At 45.6% G+C, this 22,216-nt stretch carries 22 protein-coding genes, 1 riboswitch and 1 other annotated feature (1 of these 24 only partly in view); of the genes, 14 read left to right on the top strand and 8 right to left on the bottom strand.

From position 1 onward, the window contains the following. Nucleotides 1–138, top strand: a binding site (T-box leader); it begins 168 nt to the left of the window's first position. A gap of 78 nt (nucleotides 139–216) precedes the next feature. The 9 genes from leuA to ACE5KN_RS18385 all read left to right on the top strand — a co-directional run bounded on the left by leuA (nucleotide 217) and on the right by ACE5KN_RS18385 (nucleotide 12,521). Next, nucleotides 217–1,887 (top strand): 2-isopropylmalate synthase, encoded by a 1,671-nt coding sequence (gene leuA / locus ACE5KN_RS18425; RefSeq protein WP_375525998.1) that lies wholly within the window; start codon nucleotides 217–219, stop codon nucleotides 1,885–1,887. Nucleotides 1,888–2,131: 244 nt separating this feature from the next. Continuing rightward, entirely contained in the window at nucleotides 2,132–3,814 is a 1,683-nt protein-coding gene (locus tag ACE5KN_RS18420) for a histidine kinase N-terminal 7TM domain-containing diguanylate cyclase (RefSeq protein WP_375525999.1), read from the top strand. A 121-nt stretch (nucleotides 3,815–3,935) separates the two neighbouring features. Further along, a riboswitch (glycine riboswitch) is annotated at nucleotides 3,936–4,016 on the top strand. A 130-nt stretch (nucleotides 4,017–4,146) separates the two neighbouring features. Then, a complete protein-coding gene (locus tag ACE5KN_RS18415) occupies nucleotides 4,147–5,499 on the top strand; it encodes an amino acid permease (RefSeq protein ID WP_375526000.1) in 1,353 nt (450 codons plus the stop codon). Nucleotides 5,500–5,718: 219 nt separating this feature from the next. Further along, entirely contained in the window at nucleotides 5,719–6,633 is a 915-nt protein-coding gene (hprK, locus tag ACE5KN_RS18410; protein ID WP_375526001.1) for an HPr(Ser) kinase/phosphatase, read from the top strand. Between the two features lie 14 nt (nucleotides 6,634–6,647). Then, on the top strand, nucleotides 6,648–7,439 hold the full coding sequence (locus ACE5KN_RS18405) for a GNAT family N-acetyltransferase (protein WP_375526002.1): 792 nt from the start codon (nucleotides 6,648–6,650) through the stop codon (nucleotides 7,437–7,439). Between the two features lie 210 nt (nucleotides 7,440–7,649). Continuing rightward, complete coding sequence (locus ACE5KN_RS18400; RefSeq protein WP_375526003.1) at nucleotides 7,650–9,521, top strand: beta-glucoside-specific PTS transporter subunit IIABC; 1,872 nt, start codon at nucleotides 7,650–7,652, stop codon at nucleotides 9,519–9,521. A gap of 19 nt (nucleotides 9,522–9,540) precedes the next feature. After that, complete coding sequence (locus tag ACE5KN_RS18395) at nucleotides 9,541–11,001, top strand: glycoside hydrolase family 1 protein (RefSeq protein ID WP_375526004.1); 1,461 nt, start codon at nucleotides 9,541–9,543, stop codon at nucleotides 10,999–11,001. Between the two features lie 33 nt (nucleotides 11,002–11,034). After that, nucleotides 11,035–11,883 (top strand): BglG family transcription antiterminator, encoded by an 849-nt coding sequence (locus ACE5KN_RS18390; protein WP_375526101.1) that lies wholly within the window; start codon nucleotides 11,035–11,037, stop codon nucleotides 11,881–11,883. 20 nt (nucleotides 11,884–11,903) lie between these two features. After that, nucleotides 11,904–12,521 carry a YitT family protein gene (locus ACE5KN_RS18385; RefSeq protein ID WP_375526005.1) on the top strand — a complete coding sequence of 206 codons (618 nt, stop codon included), beginning with the start codon at nucleotides 11,904–11,906 and terminating at the stop codon, nucleotides 12,519–12,521. A gap of 97 nt (nucleotides 12,522–12,618) precedes the next feature. Here the strand turns inward: ACE5KN_RS18385 and ACE5KN_RS18380 are convergent, their stop codons facing one another. Then, the gene (locus ACE5KN_RS18380) at nucleotides 12,619–12,939 is read right to left on the bottom strand and encodes a MazG nucleotide pyrophosphohydrolase domain-containing protein (RefSeq protein WP_375526006.1); all 321 of its coding nucleotides are present in this window, start codon (nucleotides 12,937–12,939) and stop codon (nucleotides 12,619–12,621) included. 73 nt (nucleotides 12,940–13,012) lie between these two features. Here ACE5KN_RS18380 and ACE5KN_RS18375 point away from each other — a divergent pair, with 73 nt between their 5' ends. After that, the gene (locus tag ACE5KN_RS18375) at nucleotides 13,013–13,594 is read left to right on the top strand and encodes an LOG family protein (protein WP_375526007.1); all 582 of its coding nucleotides are present in this window, start codon (nucleotides 13,013–13,015) and stop codon (nucleotides 13,592–13,594) included. Nucleotides 13,595–13,658: 64 nt separating this feature from the next. On the opposite strand, the gene ACE5KN_RS18370 is transcribed toward ACE5KN_RS18375, so the two are convergent. Continuing rightward, nucleotides 13,659–14,138 (bottom strand): hypothetical protein, encoded by a 480-nt coding sequence (locus tag ACE5KN_RS18370; RefSeq protein ID WP_375526008.1) that lies wholly within the window; start codon nucleotides 14,136–14,138, stop codon nucleotides 13,659–13,661. Beyond that, a complete protein-coding gene (locus tag ACE5KN_RS18365; protein ID WP_375526009.1) occupies nucleotides 14,135–14,761 on the bottom strand; it encodes a hypothetical protein in 627 nt (208 codons plus the stop codon). Before ACE5KN_RS18365 ends, ACE5KN_RS18370 begins: the two co-directional genes overlap by 4 nt. Nucleotides 14,762–15,412: 651 nt before the next feature. Between ACE5KN_RS18365 and ACE5KN_RS18360 the strand changes: the two genes are divergently transcribed. Continuing rightward, on the top strand, nucleotides 15,413–15,949 hold the full coding sequence (locus ACE5KN_RS18360) for a hypothetical protein (RefSeq protein WP_375526010.1): 537 nt from the start codon (nucleotides 15,413–15,415) through the stop codon (nucleotides 15,947–15,949). Here the strand turns inward: ACE5KN_RS18360 and ACE5KN_RS18355 are convergent. Continuing rightward, nucleotides 15,930–16,274, bottom strand: a complete 345-nt coding sequence (locus ACE5KN_RS18355) for a helix-turn-helix domain-containing protein (protein ID WP_375526011.1) — start codon at nucleotides 16,272–16,274, stop codon at nucleotides 15,930–15,932. The two genes, ACE5KN_RS18360 and ACE5KN_RS18355, sit on opposite strands and share 20 nt — an antisense overlap. 217 nt (nucleotides 16,275–16,491) lie before the next feature. Between ACE5KN_RS18355 and ACE5KN_RS18350 the strand changes: the two genes are divergently transcribed. Further along, the gene (locus ACE5KN_RS18350; protein WP_375526012.1) at nucleotides 16,492–17,247 is read left to right on the top strand and encodes a DNA-binding protein; all 756 of its coding nucleotides are present in this window, start codon (nucleotides 16,492–16,494) and stop codon (nucleotides 17,245–17,247) included. A gap of 96 nt (nucleotides 17,248–17,343) precedes the next feature. Continuing rightward, entirely contained in the window at nucleotides 17,344–17,685 is a 342-nt protein-coding gene (locus ACE5KN_RS18345) for a zinc ribbon domain-containing protein YjdM (protein WP_375526013.1), read from the top strand. A gap of 122 nt (nucleotides 17,686–17,807) precedes the next feature. Here the strand turns inward: ACE5KN_RS18345 and ACE5KN_RS18340 are convergent, their stop codons facing one another. From ACE5KN_RS18340 to ACE5KN_RS18325, 4 genes are all read right to left on the bottom strand, one after another. Continuing rightward, the gene (locus ACE5KN_RS18340) at nucleotides 17,808–18,740 is read right to left on the bottom strand and encodes a copper amine oxidase N-terminal domain-containing protein (RefSeq protein WP_375526014.1); all 933 of its coding nucleotides are present in this window, start codon (nucleotides 18,738–18,740) and stop codon (nucleotides 17,808–17,810) included. Between the two features lie 226 nt (nucleotides 18,741–18,966). Further along, nucleotides 18,967–19,905 (bottom strand): NADP-dependent oxidoreductase, encoded by a 939-nt coding sequence (locus tag ACE5KN_RS18335; RefSeq protein ID WP_375526015.1) that lies wholly within the window; start codon nucleotides 19,903–19,905, stop codon nucleotides 18,967–18,969. 42 nt (nucleotides 19,906–19,947) lie between these two features. Next, on the bottom strand, nucleotides 19,948–20,298 hold the full coding sequence (locus tag ACE5KN_RS18330; RefSeq protein WP_375533127.1) for a MarR family winged helix-turn-helix transcriptional regulator: 351 nt from the start codon (nucleotides 20,296–20,298) through the stop codon (nucleotides 19,948–19,950). A gap of 294 nt (nucleotides 20,299–20,592) precedes the next feature. Further along, a complete protein-coding gene (locus tag ACE5KN_RS18325) occupies nucleotides 20,593–21,195 on the bottom strand; it encodes an isochorismatase family protein (RefSeq protein ID WP_375526016.1) in 603 nt (200 codons plus the stop codon). Between the two features lie 137 nt (nucleotides 21,196–21,332). Here ACE5KN_RS18325 and ACE5KN_RS18320 point away from each other — a divergent pair, with 137 nt between their 5' ends. Then, nucleotides 21,333–22,163, top strand: a complete 831-nt coding sequence (locus tag ACE5KN_RS18320; RefSeq protein ID WP_375526017.1) for a helix-turn-helix transcriptional regulator — start codon at nucleotides 21,333–21,335, stop codon at nucleotides 22,161–22,163. Nucleotides 22,164–22,216 lie beyond the last annotated feature (53 nt).

Here is a 22,216-nt window from a genome sequence, read left to right as displayed (position 1 = left end):
GAGCCGGAGCCTGACCGTTACCTTCAGGAGGATGCGGGGTTGTCCGTTAGTGCAAACCTGTATCCATAGAGTGCATGCCGCGTATGGCATGAATTCGGAGTGGTACCGCGTAAGATGTCAAAGTCTTTCGTCTCTGTTGTGGAGATGAAAGGCTTTTTTTGCGTGTCCGGTCTTTGGCTGCCAGGCACAGAAAATCGATGAAAGGAAGGGATATCCATGAAAAACGTGAATAAGTACGCCAGAGGATATTTTATGCCGCCGGAGGCAAGCTTGAATTGGACCCGGAAGGAATATATTACAGAGGCGCCGACTTGGTGCAGCGTCGACCTTCGCGACGGCAATCAGGCGTTAATCGTTCCGATGAATCTGGAGGAAAAGCTGGAATACTTCAAATTGCTTGTAGACATCGGATTCAAGGAGATCGAAGTTGGATTTCCCGCAGCATCGGAAACGGAGTTCGCCTTTTTGCGCACATTGATCGAGCAGGATTTGATTCCGGATGATGTCACGATCCAGGTGCTGACCCAATCGAGAGAGCACATCATCCGCAAAACGTTCGAATCGCTGAAGGGCGCGAAAAAGGCTGTCGTCCATCTGTACAACTCGACCTCTGTGGCGCAGCGGGAGCAGGTATTCCGCAAATCCAAACAGGAGATTATCGACATCGCTTTGAGCGGCGCCAGGCTGTTGAAGCAGTGCGCGGAGGAGACGGAAGGGAACTTCCAATTCCAGTATTCGCCGGAAAGCTTTACAGGCACAGAAATTGAATTTGCGCTGGATATCTGCAACAGCGTGCTCGACATATGGCAGCCGACGGCGGAGAACCCCGTCATCATCAACCTTCCTGCAACGGTATCCATGTCGATGCCTCACGTTTATGCCAGCCAGATCGAGTACATGAGCGAGCACCTGAATTTCCGGGAGCATGTGATTTTGTCGCTCCATCCGCACAACGACAGAGGAACAGGTGTGGCGGACGCGGAGCTGGGGATGCTGGCCGGAGCGCAGCGCGTCGAGGGCACTTTGTTCGGAAACGGGGAAAGAACAGGCAACGTAGACATTGTAACGCTGGCTCTGAACATGTACTCTCACGGGGTAGACCCGAAGCTGAATTTTGAGAACATCCCTGCGATCATCTCCGTATATGAACGACTGACGAAAATGAGAGTGAGCGAAAGACATCCTTACGGAGGTGAGCTGGTATTCACTGCGTTCTCCGGTTCCCATCAGGATGCCATTGCTAAAGGAATGAACTGGCGCGAGGAAAAGGACCCTCAGCACTGGTCGGTCCCTTATCTGCTGATTGATCCCAAGGACATCGGCAGGGAGTATGAAGGCGATATTATCCGCATTAACAGCCAGTCCGGCAAAGGCGGTATCGGATATGTGCTGCAGTTGAAGTACGGACTTGATCTCCCGGCGAAAATGCGTGAAAATTTCGGATACTTCGTTAAAAACGTATCGGATCAGCAGCAAAAGGAACTGATGCCTGATGAAATATACGATATTTTCGTGAAGGAATACGTGAATATCCAAACACCTGTGGAGTTTATCAAATACCGCGCTACAGACCATGAAGATTTCCAAACCATTGTCACGATTCGGACCGGCAATGAAGTCAAGGAGATTACAGGAACCGGAAACGGGAGACTGGATGCGATCAGCAATGCGCTGCAAACCGATCTTGGACTGAATTATACCGATTTGATCTATAAAGAACATGCTCTGGAAACCGGCTCGAAATCACAGGCTGTCTCTTATATCGGCATCACGGCTCCGGGCGGCAGCGTATATTGGGGCTGCGGCATTGACGTTGATATTATGACCTCATCTGTGAAAGCTCTGTTCAGTGCTGTGAATCAATTTAGCCGCAATACCCAGGTATAGGTATGGTCTTCAGAGATTGGATCAGATCATGACAATCATCTATTAATAAAGTAACAGCGGACCCTTCTGCAGCATGCAAAAGGGTCTTTTGCTGTTGGTGGCAAAAGAGTCAATGTTAAAGCCTATTGTGTGGTTTTTTTAGTTATCTTATGATTTTATTTTAATATTTGTTTAGAGGGAATATACTATAATAATAGAATCGATCTAAATTATCGAATTTGTCGGATTAAAAAGGAGAAGATTTGTGAGCTTATCCGTATGGTACGATCTCTCTTTGTTCCTCCTGTTATTTGCATTATTCGTATATGTGTTTGTTACTGTTACAATAACCGATATGCGTAAAGTATACCTTTTGTTCCATTTCCTGATGATGCTTTGGCCGCTGTGCCAATTTGCTACGGGTGTTACGCGTGACGGGCATTTACAGCTGTTATATGTAACCCTGTCTTTTGTCGCGCTCTCGATGCTGGGGAGTGGGTGGCTTCTTCTAACAGCCTTTCTTACTGGAAATGCCAGTAAATTGGGAAGAAAGAGATTACTCTTGCTGTCTATCCCCGCTGTTGTTGCAGCAGTCGGCGTGGTCATGAATCCGTTTAGCCTGTTCGTAAAACCGCTGGAAGGCGGGTACATACATAGAGAATACGGTCCATGGTTTTGGGTTGTGATCGTCATTTTATTATGCTATTTTTTTGCTTCGCTCTCTTTTTTATTTCGGGCATTCCATTCTTGCAGAACGATATTAACCATCAAAAAACAAGTTAAAATCACGCTCTGGGGAATCTTCGTGCTGGCCACTTTTGCATTAACGGACCTGCTTCTTAATGTGGTCTTAAGGGAGTGGCTCCCGATCGTTCCGGGGTTAACCTCGGCGGGCATTTTTATTTCCGGTTTATTTTTTGTGTATGTCATCAAAAGATACAATGTTCTGGATATTGTCTCCATCGCTCATGAAGATGTGATCAATACAATTCCATATGGAATTATGGTAGTTGACGAGAACGAATCCATTATTGAAGTCAACAAAGCCTTACGGTTATTTGTGGATGTGAATGTGGGCGACTATTTTGATATGGAGAAGTTTCTGGGGTCTGTTCGAATAGTGGGCAGCAGCCGGAGGTTCCTTGATCATTACAAGTATAAACATAATATATTATCTCAAATTGAAATTATCGTAGAGCAGGATACCTTGAGTCATTTTATATTGCAAGCTTCTCCGATCGTTGACTCTTACCGTATGCAGATCGGCCGTATTCTTATGTTTCAGGATATATCGCAAGAGCGTTATCTTGTTAAGGAACTGAATCGGCAGAATGAAATCCTGCGGGAACGCAATCATTCTCTTGACAGCATTCGCAACGAATTATCCATAGCCAATCAAAAACTTAAGGAAATGGCGCTTACGGACAGCTTGACAAATTGCTACAATCGCCATTATCTAACCGAACAGCTGACTCAACAGATTAAAGCCGATATTCAGGAGAGGACTCCATTTTCACTAATCCTGTTTGATGTTGATTTCTTTAAGGCCATTAATGACCGCTTTGGACATGTCATAGGGGACGAAGTCCTTTATCGTACTGCCCAGACGGTCAAACAAGCTCTTCGCAGTACGGATATTCTAATCCGTTACGGCGGAGAGGAATTCATTATCTATTTTCCGGATACAGACCACCGGTTAGCTGAACAATTAGCGGAACAAGTGAGATTATTGGTGGAGACAACTCACATCTTGGTGGGACATGAAAAAGAGCCTGTTTCCGTTACCCTCAGTGTGGGGGGATTATCTGTTGAAAATTTTGATATTGACCATATACCGGACAATCTTGAAGGGTACGTAATGGGACTCCTTTCTGAAGCAGACAAGGCGCTTTATCAAGCCAAGAGCAATGGACGCAACCGGATTGAGTTTGCTGAATATCAAAAATAGAATTTACCACTGTTGACATTTTATTTAACTGGAATTAATATTGAAAAAAGCATTTCGCAACAAGCAAGCACATAAAATTTTATATAAGCAGGCTATGATTGCTATGGATCGTACTATAGCAGGAGCAGCTTCTGGAGAGACCGCGGGAATTCCGCGGCGCCGAAGGGTTCACAATCTCAGGCAAAAGGACAGAAGAGTATTAAGTAATCTATTTGTTATGCTGATTTCTTAGAATAACAAAGCTTATTTATTATTCTTATGACCATGAGATTGGAGCGCGTCCAATCTCTTTTTTTATTTGTTAAACTCATTTGACGTTAGGAGGGGCCGTTTTGGCACAACAAGAATTAAAAAGAAATTTGAAAAATCGGCATGTTCAGCTCATTGCCATTGGCGGCACCATTGGTACCGGATTATTTTTAGGATCAGGCAAAGCGATACAGCTGGCAGGGCCATCCATTGTTTTTGCATATTTCATCGTGGGAATCGCCGTTTTTTTTGTGATGAGAGCGCTGGGAGAGCTTCTGCTGTCCAAAGCGGGGTATCAGTCTTTTACAGACATTACGGAAGATTATCTTGGGCCGAGGGCAGCATTTGTAACCGGATGGACTTATTGGTTTTGTTGGATCATGATCGCTATGGCCGACATTATTGCCGTTGGGATATACGTGCAGTATTGGTTTGATATTCCCCAATGGATACCTGTGATCATTTGCCTGATCATTTTATTGGGACTCAATTTATTAACTGTTAAAAGCTTTGGAGAATTGGAGTTTTGGTTTGCTTTAATCAAGGTCGTGACGATTCTCGCGTTGATTGCCATCGGCATTATATTGCTGGTGGTGGGATTTAAAACAAATACAGGAGAGGTTACATTAAAAAATATTTGGGGATATGGAGGAATATTTCCAAACGGGATTTCAGGCTTCCTGCTTTCCTTTCAAATGGTTGTGTTTGCCTATGTCGGTGTCGAAGTGGTGGGTGTATCGGCGGCGGAAACATCCAATCCGGAAAAAAATATCCCATCAGCCATTAATAAAATTCCTTTAAGAATTTTATTTTTCTACATTGGCGCATTGCTTGCCTTGTTATGCATTAACCCATGGACGGGGCTGAGCGCGGCAGAAAGTCCTTTTGTTAAAACGTTTAGTTTGGTGGGGATTCCCGTTGCCGCAGGAATTATTAACTTCGTCGTATTAACTTCGGCCGCTTCCGGATGTAACAGCGGAATGTTTTCAACAAGCCGGATTCTATATAATTTAGGCAGGAATAACCAGGGGCCATCCAATTTAGCCAAATTGAATAAAAATCATGTACCAAGCAATGCATTATTCATATCCACATTGGTCGTTTCCGTGGGAGCTCTTTTAAGCAAGCTGATTCCGGAGCAAGCCTTTGGCATCGTGACAACCATTAGCGCCATTTGTTTTATTTGGGTTTGGGGTGTCATTCTTATTTGCCATATCAAGTACAAGAAGACACAGCCGCAATTACATGAACAATCCAAATTCAAAGCACCGTTTACGCCGTTCATTAATTATGCTGTCCTGACGTTGTTTGCTTTAATTCTGATTGTTATGCTCTTTGCTGATGAGACACGTCCGGCGTTATTGTTGACACCGCTCTGGTTTATTCTATTATTTGCTGTGTATGCAAGCAGAAGAAGGAATAAAGCAACAAAATAAAAATCGGCAATTACTGGACGTCTGGCATCCGGCTATTCCAATATGTTAACGTGACCTGATGTGTAAAAGGCACCCGAGTTGGGTGTCTTTATTCATTAACCCGGCATACGCAACGTACCTTTGCAGGAACAGACCTGCCGGTTGTTGAATATATCCGAAATCGCGTTGTTGAAACTTAAGCTTATTTCAGGAACGCCTTGGCCGCAGGAGGAGAACAACATGAAGACAATCACTGTGCAAAGTCTTACGGAAAAGTTCCATTTGGAAGTGCTTGCGGGAGCCAGCCGCATGGACCGTGTGATTACCCGTCCCCGGGCGCATAGACCTGGGCTAGAGTTTGTGGGTTACTTTGATTTTTTTCCCATGGAGCGGGTGCAAGTGCTTGGCCGTAAGGAAGTTAACTATTTATTGACATTAACCTTAGAAGAACGCAAATTGCATATCGGAAACATCGTCAAATATCATCCGCCATGCTTCATTGTGACATCAGGGCAGCAGGAAATCCCCTATCTTACCTTGTTCTGCGATCAGGAGGGGATTCCGCTGCTGCGGACAAAGGAGACGACAACGGAGTTTATCGCCAAGCTGGACAGCTACCTGGTCAAGGCACTTGCTCCGGAGATATCGATCCATGGGGTATGTGTGAATGTATCGGGCATTGGCATCCTGCTCCGCGGCAAATCCGGGATCGGTAAAAGCGAAACCGCTCACACGCTCATCAGAAGGGGCCATCGGCTCGTTGCAGACGATATTGTGGTGCTTAAGAAGCTGGGACCAACAACTTTGCTCGGGACACATAACGAAACCACCCGCGAATTCCTCTCGCTGCGCAGTATCGGCCTGATTAATGTCGTACGCCAATACGGGCGCAGGGCCTTTCAGGACGAGACGCGAATTGTGCTCGACATTGAACTGGCTTCATGGCGGGAGAATTCTCTGAACAATGAGCTGGAACTGGAACCTCAGTTCACGGAATACCTTGGCATCAAAATTCCCCATATCGAAGTCCAGCTTCAACCGGGACGTGACGTAGCAGGTCTGATCGAGGCGGCCGCCAACAACTGGTACCTCAAACAGCACGGCTACAGTGCCGCTGAGGAGTTCATGCAGCGGATCGACAACAAAATGCAGTAAAGGAGAACTGCTCCATGAATGAAAGAAAACCTTCATACTACCTGGAACAAATTGAGAAGATGGAGCTCGAACTGACCCAATTGAATGCGAGTCGCTCTCTGGTTCCTGTCGAAAGACAGCTCGAAGTTCTCCGTGTCGGCAATTCTATTCTGCTGCGGGATCGGACCGATCCGGCATCAATGTATTATAACCGGATCAAAGGATTTGGGCTGCCGGATCTTCCGGATTTGGATAAGCTGCTGAGCTATTATCAGGTATCTCCATGTTTTGATATGACCCCGGACCATATGACGGCGGAGGTTGCCCGTTCACTAAGCGACAGAGGGTTTATTCCCGTCGAGCAGCTTGTCTTTATGTATGTGAATCTCCTAAAGGAAAAAACTGAATCGGCTCAGAACTTCCACATCGAGCGGGTAACGGAGCATACAGCAGAAGAGTTTATTCGATGGATTGAGCTTTCAAAAAAGGGTGTGCAGTTTACACAGGAAATGATCGCACGGTCGAAATCCTATCTTTACAGTCCCAGCTTCCTGAATTATATGCTCCGGATAGACGGGGAGCCTGCAGCCATGGGATCTCTCTTTCTTCATGGCGAGGAGGGATATATCGCGAATGATTATACGTTCGAAGCATATCGAGGCAGGGGATGCCAAGGGGCGTTATTGCGGCAAAGACTTTCCGATGCTGCGTCTCTTGGTGTAAAAACCGTTTATACCGATGTGGAATTCGGTTCGACCAGCCATGGCAATATGGTAAAGGCAGGATTCAAGACGGCGTTCCTTAATACATTTTGGATGAAGAAGTAGAATCTGGTTATATTTTCCGTGAGAGTGGATGTTGACGCTTTCATAATCGTGATATATAATTCAATCAAACGAATAAACCCATTAGACATGTGACTGGTAATGCAGGCAGGATCTAAGATGACAAATGTTTTATTTGTCGTTTTAGGTCCTTTTTTATTTGCAAAAAAGTCTGCCCCTTTCACAAATTTGCGAAAGAAAGGAGCGTTGGACATGGATTACAACAAGACAGCCTCGGAAGTTCTGAGGTATGTGGGCGGCAAGGAAAACATTGCCCATTTGGAGCATTGCTCGACAAGATTGCGGTTTTCTTTAGTCGATAACAGTAAAGCCGATGTCAAGCGGCTCGAAAGTATTCCCGGAGTGATCGCTGTAAAAATGACCGGTCAGTGCCAGGTCGTTATCGGGAATGAAGTTGTTGAAGTTTATGATGCAGTCAATCATCTGCTGGGCTCGCCGAACCCGAACCCGGATTTGGACACGGAATCCGCTGCGGCATCCACCGCTAAACCGAAAGAGAAGAAGAAAGTGGGCAGCGTTATTTTGGACTTTATCGTGGGTGTGTTTCAGCCGCTGATTCCGGCCATTGCCGGCGCCGGGATGTTAAAGTCGCTGCTGCTGCTGCTCGGTTTAATGAATGTTCTCGACCCGGAAGGCCACACGTATAAAATCCTGGTGCAAATTAGCGACGCGGCTCTGTACTTTCTTCCATTATTAGTGGCCGTCACCACTGCCAACAAACTGAAAGTAAATACGTTGGTGGCCCTGGCTGCCGTCGGCGCTTTGCTTCTGCCGAACATGACGGCCATGCTTGGGGAAGGCGCCCAGTTGTTCGGCCTTCAGATCAAAAGCATCGCCTATGCCTATCAGGTCTTTCCGGCGATTCTGACCGTGTTGCTCTATGCTCAAATGGAGAAATGGTTCACGCGAATATCACCGAAAGTAATCCGGATCTTTTTTGTCCCGATGATGTCGTTGCTCATTACCGTTCCGGTTTCGTTGTTAATTCTGGGACCACTCGGTTATACGCTCGGCGAAGGGTTCTCATTCATCATCTTAACCTTGTTCGATAAGGTGGGGTGGATTGCCGTAGCGCTCTTGGCCGCCGTCTTGCCGCTGATGGTATCCGTCGGCATGCACAAAGCGCTCATTCCTTACGCTCTCTCCGCGATTGGAAGCACCGGCAAGGAATTGCTCTATATGCCCGCTTCGCTTGCCCACAATATCGCTGAAAGCGGCGCCTGCTTCGCCGTTGCGGTGCGGACCAAGGATAAAGCGCTGAGAGCCACAGCTCTCTCCGCCGGCATTTCCGCCTTGTTCGGCATTACGGAGCCGGCCTTGTACGGGGTCACTCTGCAAAATAAAAAAGTGCTCGGCAGCGTCATGGTCAGTTCTCTGATTGGCGGGGCGTTTACCGGTATTGTCGGCTTGCAGGCATTTGTGCTGGTCGGCCCTGGGCTAGCCAGTCTATCCATGTTTATCTCGGAAGAGCTGCCGCGAAATATCATCAATGCCATCATCGCGCTGATCATCTCTTTCGTTGTTGCCTTTGCATTGGCCTTTGTTCTCGGCAAGGACAATAAGGCCAAAGTGGAAGAGCGCCAATCCGCTGACCAACCCAATACGGCGAGGGAGTTCAAAAGTCCGGTGATTGGGGAAATGATTCCCTTATCTGAAGTGAAGGATGAGGTCTTTTCCACTAAGGCGATGGGGGATGGAATTGCGGTCATTCCCGCCAAAGGTGAATTATACGCACCTGTAGATGGTAAGATTGAGATGGTTTTCGGCAAAAACCATGCCATTGCCATGAGTACGGCGAACGGCATCGAAATGCTGTTCCATGTAGGAATCGATACCGTCAGATTGCGGGGCCAATATTTTGAACCCCAGGTTAAGGCCGGGGATGAGGTCAAAGCCGGCGATTTATTGCTGAAGTTCGATCTTGAGAAGATTATTGAGGAAGGCTATGATCCGGTAACCATCGCAATCGTGACCAATAAAGACAAATACGCGGTAAAGGTTGCGGATGTAAAACAGGTGAATCAACAGGATACTTTGATGTTTGTAACCGCGATAGGAAATTAAACCAAGGGGGAGAATAGAAATGAGCAAAGGATTTCCGAAGAACTTTTTATGGGGCGGCGCTATTGCCGCCAATCAGGCGGAAGGCGCTTGGAACGTGGATGGGAAAGGTCCGTCCGTAGCAGACATAGCCATGTATAGACCGCATTTAAATGTTGAGGATTACGAAGCGCACCATGTTGTTACCACCGAAATGATCGAACGGGCGATGCAAGATCCGGACGTCCAGAAATATCCCAAACGCAGAGGGATCGATTTTTATCATCGGTATAAGGAGGATTTGGCCCTGTTTGCCGAAATGGGCTTCAAGGCGCTGCGCGTCTCCATTGCCTGGAGCCGGATTTTTCCGACCGGGGAAGAGAACGAGCCTAATGAATTGGGGCTGAAGTTTTACGACGGCTTGTTCACGGAAATGAGACGGCTTGGCATTGAACCGATTGTCACGCTTTCCCACTATGAAATGCCGCTTGCTTTGAGCGTCAAATACAATGGCTGGGCAGAAAGAAAAGTCATCGATTATTTTGTGAAATTCAGCAATGTCTGCTTCACGCGTTATAAGGACCTGGTGAAATATTGGCTGACCTTCAACGAAATCGACAGCATCATCCGCCATCCTTTCACAACCGCGGGCATTGTCCCGGATCGTTGTCCGGAGGGCAAGGTGGAAGAAGTCATTTATCAGGCGCTTCATCACCAGTTTGTCGCCTCGGCCTTGGTGACGGCGGATTGCCACCGCATCATTCCGGGCAGCCAGGTAGGCTGCATGCTGACGATGCTGACGACCTATCCGAATACATGCCACCCCAAAGATGTGGAGATTACGCTGATGAAGAATCTGCACACTTATTTTTACGCGGATGTGCAGGTATTTGGAGAATACCCGCCACTGATCGAAACCATGCTCGAGCAGAAAAATATTAAGCTGCAAATGGAACCGGGAGATAGGGAGATTTTACGGAAGCACACGGTCGATTTTGTTTCTTTCAGCTACTATATGTCGTTAACCGAGTCCGCCAAAGAGGGGCTGGAGCGAACGTCGGGCAACACGATCACAGGCGTGAAAAATCCTTATTTGCCCGTAACGGATTGGGGATGGCAGATCGACCCGGTGGGCCTGAAAATTTCCTTAATTGAGTTATACGACCGCTATAAAAAACCGCTGCTCATTGTGGAAAATGGCATGGGCGCCGTGGACCAGGTGGAAAGCGACGGTTCCATCCATGATGACTACCGGATCAAATATTTTAGGGACCACTTTAAACAAATGAAGGAAGCGGTGGAAGCCGGCGTTGACCTGTTTGGCTACACAAGCTGGGGAGCGATTGATATCATCAGCGCTTCCACGTCTCAGATGTCCAAAAGATACGGCTTTATTTACGTCGATCAGGATGATGAAGGAAACGGCACGTTGCAGCGCAGCCGCAAGGATTCTTTTTACTGGTATAAAAAAGTAATTGAAAGCAATGGTGAAGATCTGGATTAATTGCCCATCTTTCGGTCAGGAAGGTGATCCATGGTGATCAAAATCAAAAAAGTGTTGAATTCCAGCGTAGTTTTGGTAGAAGATGAGCAGAACAAGGAATACATTCTGTTTGGCAAAGGCATCGGTTATGGCCAAAAAGCGGGCAATATCGTCGAGGAACACCAGGCAGACCAAATGTTCGTACCTGTCGAAAATGTCAAAGTCAAAGAGTATCTCGGTGTATTGGATGCCATTCCTCCGGTATACGTGGAACTGACTGGGCAGATTGTGGCCTACGCGGAAAAGAAGCTGCAGACCAAGCTCAACACGGGGATCTATTTTACCCTGATGGATCATTTGCATTTTGCGGTGGAACGGTATCATAAAAATATCGCGATTACCAACAAGGTTTTTTGGGAAATTAAAAATTACTATACTGAAGAATATGAGATCGGGCTATTCTCCTTGGAGCTGATCAAAGAAAAGCTGCACATCGAAATGCCCAAGGAGGAAGCGGCCAATATCGCTTTTCATTTAATCAATGCCCAAAGCGAGGAGAAGGAATCCAAGGACGGCATGAAGATGGCCAAAATGATTGGCAGCATCGTCAATCTGGTCAGGTATTCGATGAACATTGATATGGATACGGAAAACGTTCATTACACCCGCTTTATCACCCATGTTAAGTTTTTTGTGGAGCGATTATATACGGATAAGATGTTAGAGACCAGTGACAATTTATTGTTTGAGCAGATTGCCAGCCTTTATCCGGGGGCGATGGACGGAGCGTTCAAGATCAAGGAATATGTTAACCAAGTGTACGGGAAAACCATTCCTAACGAGGAACTCACCTATCTGGCCGTGCATATTCACAGATTAATTTCCCATAACCAGTTGGCTTAGACAGACGGGGGTCCTCTACATTGAGAGTAAGCAATATCATGATTTCATTCGTTGGATGTTTTATTATGGCTTTAGGCGTGAATCTCGGTTATGTTCCTGTTCATCTATTTAGCACAGGGTTTCCGGGAATCGGGGTTCTTACCCTCTATGTTTTCAATTGGAATACGGGTTTAGTTGTATTTGCTCTTAATATTCCTTTGTTTTTACTGGCTTGGAAGCGTATTGGGCGTTCCTTCGTTATCCAGACGATGATGGTTGCAGGAGTTTTGTCCGTCTTTCTTGACCTTCTGTATCCCATTCGAAATTGGGTGCATCCTCCTTTATGGTTAGGCATTGTGATTGGGGGGGCCTTTTTGGGATTGGGGTCGGGAATCGTTTTTCGGCAAGGGCTGACCAGCGGGGGCGTTGGGCTATTAGCCCGGTTAATTCAACTTCGTTTTCCTAAACTAAAAATGGGAACCGTCCATATTGCATTTGACTTTTTTGTGCTTATCCTGGGAGCCCTGGTCATGGATATCAAGACGGCATTCTTTACTTTCTTGGCATCAATCATTATGGGACGAACCATGGATTTCACAAAATCCGTGCGGAGTCCCTTTAAAAAGAAATCAGAAAAACTGTATAATCAAGCATCTTGAGCCTTGGTGCTGCACTGAGGGTTTACGAAGAAGGAGCTGCCGCTATGGTATGCTCCTTCTTATTTTTCTGCAGGTAGACCCGGTGCGGGGTAGGCGGTCATTCGTCACGGAACCTTTGCTTTAACTTTCTTACATGGGTTTCCATGATCTCTTCCATGCTGATATCATACTTTTTAGCCAAAATGATCAGGTTGCTGAGCACGTCTCCCAGTTCTTCTGTTAGCTTCCTCTTTAGTTCATCGGTTCGTTTATCAGCTTCGTCAGGGCGATTCCTCCCGATTTCCAACGAACGCACCACTCTTGCAACTTCTCCTGCCTCTTCCATTAAAAAGCCCATTCGAATAAATGGACCATAGTCCGCCCATCCTCTGGTTTTATAAAAAGCTTCTACCCAGTGCTGAAATTCCTTTGAATCCATCTCTTCACTTCCATATCTATATTTAGTAACATAGATATCATATCATAACAACATATTGTATAAGGGGATAGACATGAAAAAAATATGTGTATATGCCGGATCTAATTTGGGAGAAGAAATGGAGTTTCAGATCCACGCTCGACATTTAGGTGAAGAAATTGTAAGGAACGGATTGGAGCTTGTCTACGGGGGATCCAATGTTGGATTGATGGGCGAGGTGGCAAATACGGTATTAGAATTAGGCGGCGCTGTGACTGGCGTTATGCCAAAGGGATTGTTTGCCGGAGAAATGGTTCATACAGGGTTGTCCAAACTGATTGAAGTAGAGAATATGCATCAACGGAAAGCGACCATGAGTGAGCTGGCAGATGGTTTTATTGCATTGCCCGGAGGATATGGGACATTTGAAGAACTCTTTGAAGCATTATGCTGGTCCCAGATTGGAATTCATAAAAAGCCTGTTGGTATTTTCAATATTAATGAGTATTATGAGCCATTGTTAGAGATGGTCCATCAAGGGATTAGAAAAGGATTTATGAATCCAAGCCACTTGGATCTGATGATCATAGCTACAGAAGCAGCCGATCTCTTAGACAGAATGAAAACATACCAATACCCGGAATTAGAGAATAAATGGAAACAAATGTCCAGATAGTAGCTCTCTGTCGATGAAAATGAGAAAGCCGCTCAACGGGAGCGGCTTGTCATATATGTATAGATTAGGGCAGTTTCCCGGAAACCCGTAGTGCAACGCGAATGGTTTCCAGGACGGCACATACATCCCGAGCTGCAAAGTTGGATGTCCTCCCGTGATTTGTTTTTAACGGATTGGGCTGATCATGTTGATGGAAGTGCTTTGTAGCTGGCCAGTAATGCTGTGGATGATAGGTATCGTAATGGAACTTCCAACTTGCCTCGGGGTTGCCTTGATCGTATTGCCAGTCATATTCAAATTGAATTACACAAGGCGCAACGTTTCTACGATCCTGTATGTATTCAGAGGCGTGAAGGGCTCCCCCTCCATATTTGATCCGAATCATTTTTCGGACTTGAGGATACCGGTCACGTCCCTCTTTGTTTCCATCAATGATATCTCCATCAATAATATCATCAAATTCTTTACATACGTAATCCCAATCGGTGGGGACAATGGGAGGTCTGGGTACATGTTTCTCAACGTATTCGCTATATCGACTCATGAGAGTTCTTCAAGCCTCGTCCGGTAAAACCGCCAACGGGAAACATCACTTTCCTGCTCGTTCGTGAGATTTTCGAAATCAAATGCATCGTTGAAGTCTTTCCCACCATACTTTTGTTTGAGAAATTCAATTTCACCGATTAGCATATCTCTTTCGTCCACATCGGCAAATGACTCACTCTCTTGGTGTCTGTAACGTTCGACGATCAGACCAAGAGGCTCAATGCGCCCATCGCGATGTTGAAAGGGAGTGAAATGTGGGATTCGTGCATGTTTATGCGGCTCCCGCTGATAGCCGATAAACCGGCCTTCATCAATCCAATTATTGATGGCAGTCACCGAAACGTTAAAAACTTCGGCTAGATAGGTTGTTTTATAGCTAGCAGGCATAACTGGGTCGGCGACCGAACGAGCGTTCAAGTCCACATAGTCAATCAATTTTTCAACAGCAGCAGCAACCTCCGACTCGGGAGCACTTGCATGTGTAATTATGGCGTAATCGCGCATCAGTTCAACCAAGTTCTTAAGAGAACGGACATTTAATGAAAGAATTTCATGGTCTTCTTTTTCCGCAATGACTCTGAGCAGTTCTCTTGTTTGAGTCCGAACTTCAACTGTCGTCATTATACTCACCCCTCCGCTCATAGTATCTATCACCTCCCATCTTAGCAAACTGCAACTTAAATTACAACCAAACTACAAGCTTAACTACAACCAGTATATGTTCTTATCTTATCCGGTATGAGTTCAAATCATACCTTTAAATCTGTATTGCTGAGTGCCTATCTCTAGATGTACCAAGAAGAGAACCGATCTGAGAAGGAGAGAGGTGTGTTAATGAATTGCGACATGTCTCTACGTCGGAGGCAGAAGCAGTGTTGAAAAAAATAGCATGGAAATCCCTTAAGAACATTTTTGAATTATTGATAATATGAAGAGCTTTATCATAGGTGACGGCGAAAGATTGGAGTGTGGGTATAACGGTGAGAACGTTGAAAATGTGCTATAAAGAAATTACACTTTTTAGACCTTGGATTTTACACTTTTTGGTTCTTTTTGACTATATAATTGTCTGCTATTTTCCATGATGTGGTATGATAGGGGATAGGTTATTAGTTACTAGTTGGGATATAACGGAGGTATTTATCAAGTTTGTGAATAATCTGAAAGCGATTTGAAAGGATTGAAAATATGAGGTACCCAATCGGAAAATTCAGAAATAATGATCTTCAAATATATCAATATCAACTAAGAGATAGGTTAAAGAACGTTTTTTTGAATGAAGAAGTTCAGGAAGAATGGTCATCTATGCGAGATGAATATGGATTGACTATATATTCTCCTCGCTTAGATATCGCGGTCGGACCATTTGCCACACATGAACGCCTTGGAGATGAATACGATAGCATTTTGAAAAGGCCTATTGTCGAATCGTTCTTAAAGGTGTTGGTTGAATATAATAGAATTAATCTAGAGGCATTTGATTACTTTGTTCGTCCTCCAGAATATGATGATATTAAATATATGAATCATAATGCAAGGTGTTTTATGGCTATAGAAATAGAACACTTAGTAAGCAGGAAACATTTAATTGGAGGAGCAATAAACGCCTCTGCTTTGGATAGATTTGGAGTGGTTATTCCTTGGTCAGATGAAAAGTTAAGAGCATTTATCAAATTAGTCAGATATCTTCATTATCTTCGTTTTGCTGAGAAGAACACATTCAATACTACAAATTTATTAATTATCACAAAGGAACAAATGGACGCAGCGCTTCATGATTTATTTTGGTCTAATCAAAAGCGCGTTTAAATTCAATATTTATTTTCCTAAGGCTACTAATCTGTTTTTCATTTAATGAACTGACAATTCCTGTGAATTCATCAATGGCCTCTCTCTTTAAAGATCCGGCGTTATTTATTTCACTATCCGAATACATCAACTCACTAAGGGAAACATTCAGGGCGATTAGAACTTTCTCCAACGTATCTATGGAAAAGTTTCTTTCGCCTCTTTCTAATGCTCCGATATATCTATAATCCAATCCGGCGATATCAGCCAGTTTCTGCTGTGTAAGGCCTTTGGCATTTCTCATTGCTCTAATCCGTGTACCGACTAATTGGCGCAGATCTGACATTATAACCACCTCATAACAAGCTTAGATAAGATAGGATATAAAAGTCAGGATAAAATATCTAGCAATATCATTGTGGAATTACATATTATAAGTAGTATAATGGATGAGACTAGTCATCCCCCAAGGAGTATAACTTCGTCTATACTACTTTTGTAAAGGAGGAGTCATCTTTGCAAGCTTTCATCCTGAAATCTCTCAACCGGATATCGTTGTTGAAATGCTGGATATGGCTGTAGGCTTTGAAAATTGGAGCAAAGTGTTGGAGATAGCCGATATTTTGTACCAATGCGTGAAGTGTATCCATGAAGAGCGGCGGGAGCGCCAATCCCAAGGGTGGTCTGCCCCATATAATCCTACTGAACGTCCGTTGCTGTATTATTACGGGTACAGTCTTGAAATGAAGGGTCTTGCTTATCAGAAGCTGGGAAAGGTAGAGGAGGCGCGAGCGTGTATCAGGCGATATGCGGAACTGAAATGGATGGGCTCACTGAATGAAGCAGAAGAGCAGGTGGTACATGAGTTCAAGCATAAAGCGAGGGCGAACCGGTATGCCCTGGAGATTGAGGTGGGACAGGCTGAGTTGCTGGATGAGTATGTTGGTTTTCTGCGTAAGCATCCCGATGAACAGGTGAGGGGCCTGACCACGATCATGGGGGCGGCGGTGCGGTATGGGTGGCAGGTTGATCAGATTATACATACATTCAGTGAGCAAATTGATGATTTTAACATAAAATCAGATTCATCAAACAACGAGAATATGTATCTTTACTTCTTCCAACGGGCAATGTACGAGCAATGGATGAGGCGGCCGCAGGATGCAGTCGAGTGCATTTTGCAGGCGATAAGACTTGCCCATGAGCTGGGGATGGATCGATATTTTAAGAGGTGTGCTTCAAAATTCGAATCGTTAAGGGAAACAGCAACGAAAGAGCAAGTACAGCGATATCGAGCGTTTTTGAAGATAGTGGAGTAAATACGGGGATAGCTGTAGTGCTTGACGATCTGATACAGCCTGTGACAGTATGATAGAGATTAGATCAATATAATGAATGGAGAATCCAAAAAATTAATGTCTACCTTGCCTAATTGTCCGAAATGTAGTTCCGAATACACGTATGAGGATGGAAGCTTGCTGGTGTGCCCGGAATGTGCCCATGAGTGGAGCCTGGAGTCCGGCCCCGGAGCCAGTGAAGACGAAAAAATCGTAAAAGATGCCAACGGCAATGTCCTGCGTGATGGAGACTCGGTTACCGTCATCAAAGACCTGAAAGTAAAAGGGACATCATCGGTCCTGAAGATCGGCACCAAAGTCAAAAACATCCGTCTGATTGATGGGGATCACGACATTGATTGCAAAATCGATGGATTCGGCGCGATGAAGTTAAAGTCGGAGTTTGTAAAAAAGGCCTAAGATACTGCCAAAGGCCTCCTATGCTATAGCGCCACCACTGAAGATCTAACCTAGGATGCAGTACATCGTGGTAAAATATGAAGAAGGAGCCGGGCGGCTCCTTCTTTAATGTTCATTTTGGTTTACTTAATTGCATCCAGGGCAGCATCAACTTGTTTTTCTACCGATATATCGGCATATTGCATGCTAGCGACGTATCCAGTGCCCTCCGCTTTCAGTAATATGGAGATTTTAGTGTCTCCCACCTTCCAGTCGCTTGATAAGTAACCTTTGTTGGCGAAGCGTGCAATATTTTGATCAATGTTATTCAGATCGGGAGCATCGGAGCCTGCAACCGGGTCTCCATAACGTTTGGCGAAACTATCGAACATGCCGGCGTAAACACCAACTAAAGTGGCTCCATCAAGGTCGGAAATGTCAGAGGCATATCCCACCTTGGCAAGTTTGTTTTTGTAAAATAAACATACTGCTTCATCACCTTCGGGCGATCCCTGGTACAGAAGGATATGAATATCGTCCTTGCCGACTTCATCGATAAGCAGCTTATCACTGAAAAGTGCTTTGACTTCGACCGGGGATATTCCCCATGGGATCGTAATGTCGGTTTCTATTGGCTTTTCCCCGATCCAAGCTATGCCCCAAGAAGTATCTGCGCCGATCGATTGTCCGGTTAAATTCCGTATGGCCGATAGAGGTATGTATGTGGTTCCGTTCATCGTTTTTACGAGTGCGGGAAGCAGGACTTCGGATCCGTTGATTGTGGCTTTCTTGCTGCCTGTCTTCACGGTGATGAAGGAGCCTGCCGAATTCCTGGCCGTAATCGCCTTCGTCTTGCTATCTACGGTCATAGTGTAATTTAGTTCTGTCAAAACTGATTTCATCGGAATTAGAGTGGTGTTATTCTCCACAACAGTGGGGAATTGTGCCGCTGCCACCTTGCCGTCAATATAGAGTGTGTAATGAACGGAAGCGGCGGAAGTCAGGGGAGTGAAAGAGAAAAGAGCAACGAAGATAGCCAGGCCCCCCATAAGCATCAAGTCTACTATTTTTTTCATAACTTCTCCTTTAACATGCATTTAGTCAAATAATCTTAGGACTATTGTTTTGAATATAACACAGCCGGGTTCGAGATCGGGCCCATATTTCACCTATTATGTGCATTTATTTTCGAAAGCTAGAAAAGGAATAAGACATAGGAACGAAAAAAGCAACACGTAGTGGTAAACACACGTGTTGCTCTCCATGGTTTAATATCAAACTTCTATTTCACACATATTGCTGTTAGATTGGGTTTACTTGCAGCAAAATTCTTCCTCGTCCGTGTCTTGCTTCGCTTTTCTCCAGTGCTTTGTCGGCTTGGTTTAGCGGGAAGATGGAATCGATCTCTGCTTTAATCGTACCCTCGGCAAGCAATTCTGTTATGGTCTGCAGGTTCTCGTAAGTCGGGAACTTGGTGTTGAATTTAGCGGTAACGCCGTGTTTTTGAGCGTTCTCCTGGGATGGGTCCTGAGCCAAAGAGACGAGAATTCCGCCCTTCTTCAGAACGGCCCAGGAGCGATTCTCGGTATCTCCTCCAATGGAATCGACGACCAGATCCACTTCTTTGACGACGTCCTCAAAAGCTGTCGTGGTATAATCGATGACCTGGTCCGCACCCAATGACTTGACGAAGTCCAGATTGGAGGCGGAAGCCGTGGCGATTACGGTTGCTCCTTTCCACTTGGCCAGCTGAACGGCAAATTGTCCAACACCGCCAGCTGCCGCATGAATGAGAACGGTTTGACCAGGCTGGAGCTCGCCTTCGGTAAACAACGCTTTCCAGGCCGCTTCGGCTCCTGCCTTGATCGTGGCCGCATCTTCAAAGATGAGATGATCGGGCATTTTAACTAATTCCTGGGCTTGCGTAATGCTATATTCAGCGTAGCCTCCTCTAACTCTGCCAAAAACACGATCCCCCGGCTTGAACTCGGTTACCCCTTGCCCCACCTCTTCGACAACTCCGGAAGCGTAAAATCCAGGGATGTAGGGGAATGTTACAGGGAAAACCTCTTGAAGCCAGCCGTTACGAATTTTAAAGTCAAGCGGAATAACCGTAGTATACACAATGCGAACGAGCACTTCATCCGTTTGCGGTTGAGGGCGTTCAACTTTCTCTACCTTTAAAACATTTGGACCGCCATATTCATTGACCATAATCGCTTGCATTGACTTGTTAGACATGCTAATCTCTCCTTTTTCACTCATCATTTTTTTGATTTACAGTTAAGCTTCTAATGAAGCAGCAATTTTGTGTGCCAAGGCTGTAAACAGCATTTTTTCTTCATCATTGAGAACTTGCGTTGTTATCTCTTCCAGCTTGCTCCAAGCCTCAATCACTTTAGGCTCAAACTCGCGGCCCGCCTGGGTAAGCGATACGATGGTTACGCGTTTATCTTCCTCTGAGCGGCTGCAGGTAACCAGCCCCGCCTCTTCCAAACGGCGAACGGATTTGGCAATGGTCGAGTGATCAAGTCGCAGCGACCGTGAGAGACTATTCTGTGATTGGCTGTCTCGGTGCCACAGCTGCATCAGCACGATTTCCTGACCTGGGTATAAGCCTGCTTCCCGAAGCAGCTGGGCTCCAATCCTATGATGTGAACGAGCAATGCCAAATATAGAGAAGCTTACGGGAAATTCCTTTACTGCCCTGATTTTATGTTCAATGGGTTCATTTTTGTTTCCTTTTACAATAAGTTAAATCACATCCTTTGTTTTATGTGGTCGTCAACATATCGACTAAACAAAAGATATCACATAAATATGTGGTCGTCAACATAAATAAAAAAATTAGTTTAATGCCTCCTGTAGGCATGGATGATTTTGAAGCTGCAGCTGACTTCATAAAAAAAAGCTGCCACTTAGGCAGCCCTAGTTCCCATTCACAATCTCTTCCGTTGTGCGAATCCGTCCAATCCTCGGGAAAATGACATCCCGTACATGCTCATGCTCGGACTTCGTGAATCCGGTCATGGCGTCAATCGCGAAAATGATATGGTATCCGTGCTGAAAAGCCTCTCTGGCCGTTGTATCTACACCGATCCCTGAGGGGATGCCGCATAATACGATCGTATTAATATTTCGGCGCCGCAGCTGCAGATCAAGGTCTGTTCCGTGGAAAGCTCCCCACTGCTTTTTGGCGACGATATGGTCCGTGTCGGTCACGCCGAGCTCGGGAACAAATTCATCCCACCCCTCAACCAGATTCAGTTTCGGAGGTGTGGTATCAAGCTTGGGACTGGGCATATCCTTGAAGTCTTTGCTGGATACATGCACGAGTGTCACAAAAGCCCCTTTGTTACGGAAAAGATTAGCCAGCTTGGCTGAATTGGCAATGACCATTTCGGCAGAATAGGGGGCATACTGATTACCAATCCATTTTTGAAGATCGATGACTACCAAAGCTGTTTTGTTCCAATCCAATAACTGTTCTCTTTCCCCGCTCATAGAATTGTTGTCGTTTAGCTGCTTCATATCAATTTCCTCCCCTGATCCTGTAAAATAATGATGACTGCATCAGTATATATCCGGTGGTGTAGAATAACGAGAGAGGCAATTAACCTAGGAGTGTTTCTCCCAGGATACATAGATTTGGTGGAGGACGTGATGGAATGCAGGAGGAACGGGAGAAGTCCAGGCAATTAGCGGAATTTCTCCGAACCCGGCGGGCTTGTCTGACTCCGGAACAGGTAGGGCTGCCTTCTGGCGAACGACGAAGGACTCCGGGGCTTAGAAGAGCAGAGGTTGCCGTACTCGCGGGGATCAGTGTGGATTGGTATACATGGCTGGAGCAGGGGAGAGATATTCAGGTATCAACCCAGGTGCTCGATAGTCTATCCCGCGCGCTGCGACTGAACGACAGTGAGCGGAAGCACCTGTTTTTGCTGGCTGCAGGGCACCTGCCTGCGGATCATTTTGACCCCCAGAACAACGTAAGCCTGCTGCTGCAGGATTTTCTGGACAGACAGGGGGAAAGCCCTGCTTTTGTGGTCAATTCACGGTGGGATATCGTGGCATGGAACCGGGCCGCGACACTTGTTTATGGAGATTACGAAGCAATGTCGGCAAGGGATAGAAATTCGGTATGGCGCTTATTTACGACTGACTATGCCAAGCAGCTGCTGGGTGAACATTGGGAAGCGAACGCCAAACATCGATTGGCCCAGTTTCGGGCCAACTATGCAAATACAGTAGGAGATCCTTGGTGGGAAGAGATCATTGCGGATCTGCATCGCCAAAGCAAGGAGTTCCGGGAGTGGTGGCCGTTGCATCATGTTGTAAATGCGCCAGAAGGTGAAAAACTGCTTTTTCATCCGGTTGTGGGCGCCCTTCGTTTTGGCCATCTTTCATTTCAGGTGATGGACTCCATTGACCTGCAAGTTACAATCAATATCCCTTTGGATGCTCAAACATCAGAAAAAATGCGGAAGCTCCTTGTTTAGCAATACTCTGGAACGGTTTGTCCCAGTCATTTTTGCTGTATGACCATTTAAAA

Source organism: Paenibacillus terreus, from assembly GCF_042138595.1.
GTDB lineage: Bacteria > Bacillota > Bacilli > Paenibacillales > Paenibacillaceae > Paenibacillus > Paenibacillus terreus.
Note: the sequence above shows the minus strand (reverse complement) of the source record. Positions and strands in the feature narration are given on the sequence as shown.

Coding starts and splice junctions, on each gene's coding strand:
- ACE5KN_RS18320 (WP_375526017.1), top strand. CDS start 21,333: ATGCAGGAGGAACGGGAGAAGTCCAGGCAATTAGCGGAATTTCTCCGA.
- ACE5KN_RS18400 (WP_375526003.1), top strand. CDS start 7,650: ATGGATTACAACAAGACAGCCTCGGAAGTTCTGAGGTATGTGGGCGGC.
- ACE5KN_RS18380 (WP_375526006.1), bottom strand. CDS start 12,939: ATGGATTCAAAGGAATTTCAGCACTGGGTAGAAGCTTTTTATAAAACC.
- ACE5KN_RS18325 (WP_375526016.1), bottom strand. CDS start 21,195: ATGAAGCAGCTAAACGACAACAATTCTATGAGCGGGGAAAGAGAACAG.
- ACE5KN_RS18370 (WP_375526008.1), bottom strand. CDS start 14,138: ATGAGTCGATATAGCGAATACGTTGAGAAACATGTACCCAGACCTCCC.
- ACE5KN_RS18345 (WP_375526013.1), top strand. CDS start 17,344: ATGTCTACCTTGCCTAATTGTCCGAAATGTAGTTCCGAATACACGTAT.
- ACE5KN_RS18340 (WP_375526014.1), bottom strand. CDS start 18,740: ATGAAAAAAATAGTAGACTTGATGCTTATGGGGGGCCTGGCTATCTTC.
- hprK (WP_375526001.1), top strand. CDS start 5,719: ATGAAGACAATCACTGTGCAAAGTCTTACGGAAAAGTTCCATTTGGAA.
- ACE5KN_RS18335 (WP_375526015.1), bottom strand. CDS start 19,905: ATGTCTAACAAGTCAATGCAAGCGATTATGGTCAATGAATATGGCGGT.
- ACE5KN_RS18365 (WP_375526009.1), bottom strand. CDS start 14,761: ATGACGACAGTTGAAGTTCGGACTCAAACAAGAGAACTGCTCAGAGTC.
- ACE5KN_RS18350 (WP_375526012.1), top strand. CDS start 16,492: ATGCTGGATATGGCTGTAGGCTTTGAAAATTGGAGCAAAGTGTTGGAG.
- leuA (WP_375525998.1), top strand. CDS start 217: ATGAAAAACGTGAATAAGTACGCCAGAGGATATTTTATGCCGCCGGAG.
- ACE5KN_RS18375 (WP_375526007.1), top strand. CDS start 13,013: ATGAAAAAAATATGTGTATATGCCGGATCTAATTTGGGAGAAGAAATG.
- ACE5KN_RS18395 (WP_375526004.1), top strand. CDS start 9,541: ATGAGCAAAGGATTTCCGAAGAACTTTTTATGGGGCGGCGCTATTGCC.
- ACE5KN_RS18405 (WP_375526002.1), top strand. CDS start 6,648: ATGAATGAAAGAAAACCTTCATACTACCTGGAACAAATTGAGAAGATG.
- ACE5KN_RS18355 (WP_375526011.1), bottom strand. CDS start 16,274: ATGTCAGATCTGCGCCAATTAGTCGGTACACGGATTAGAGCAATGAGA.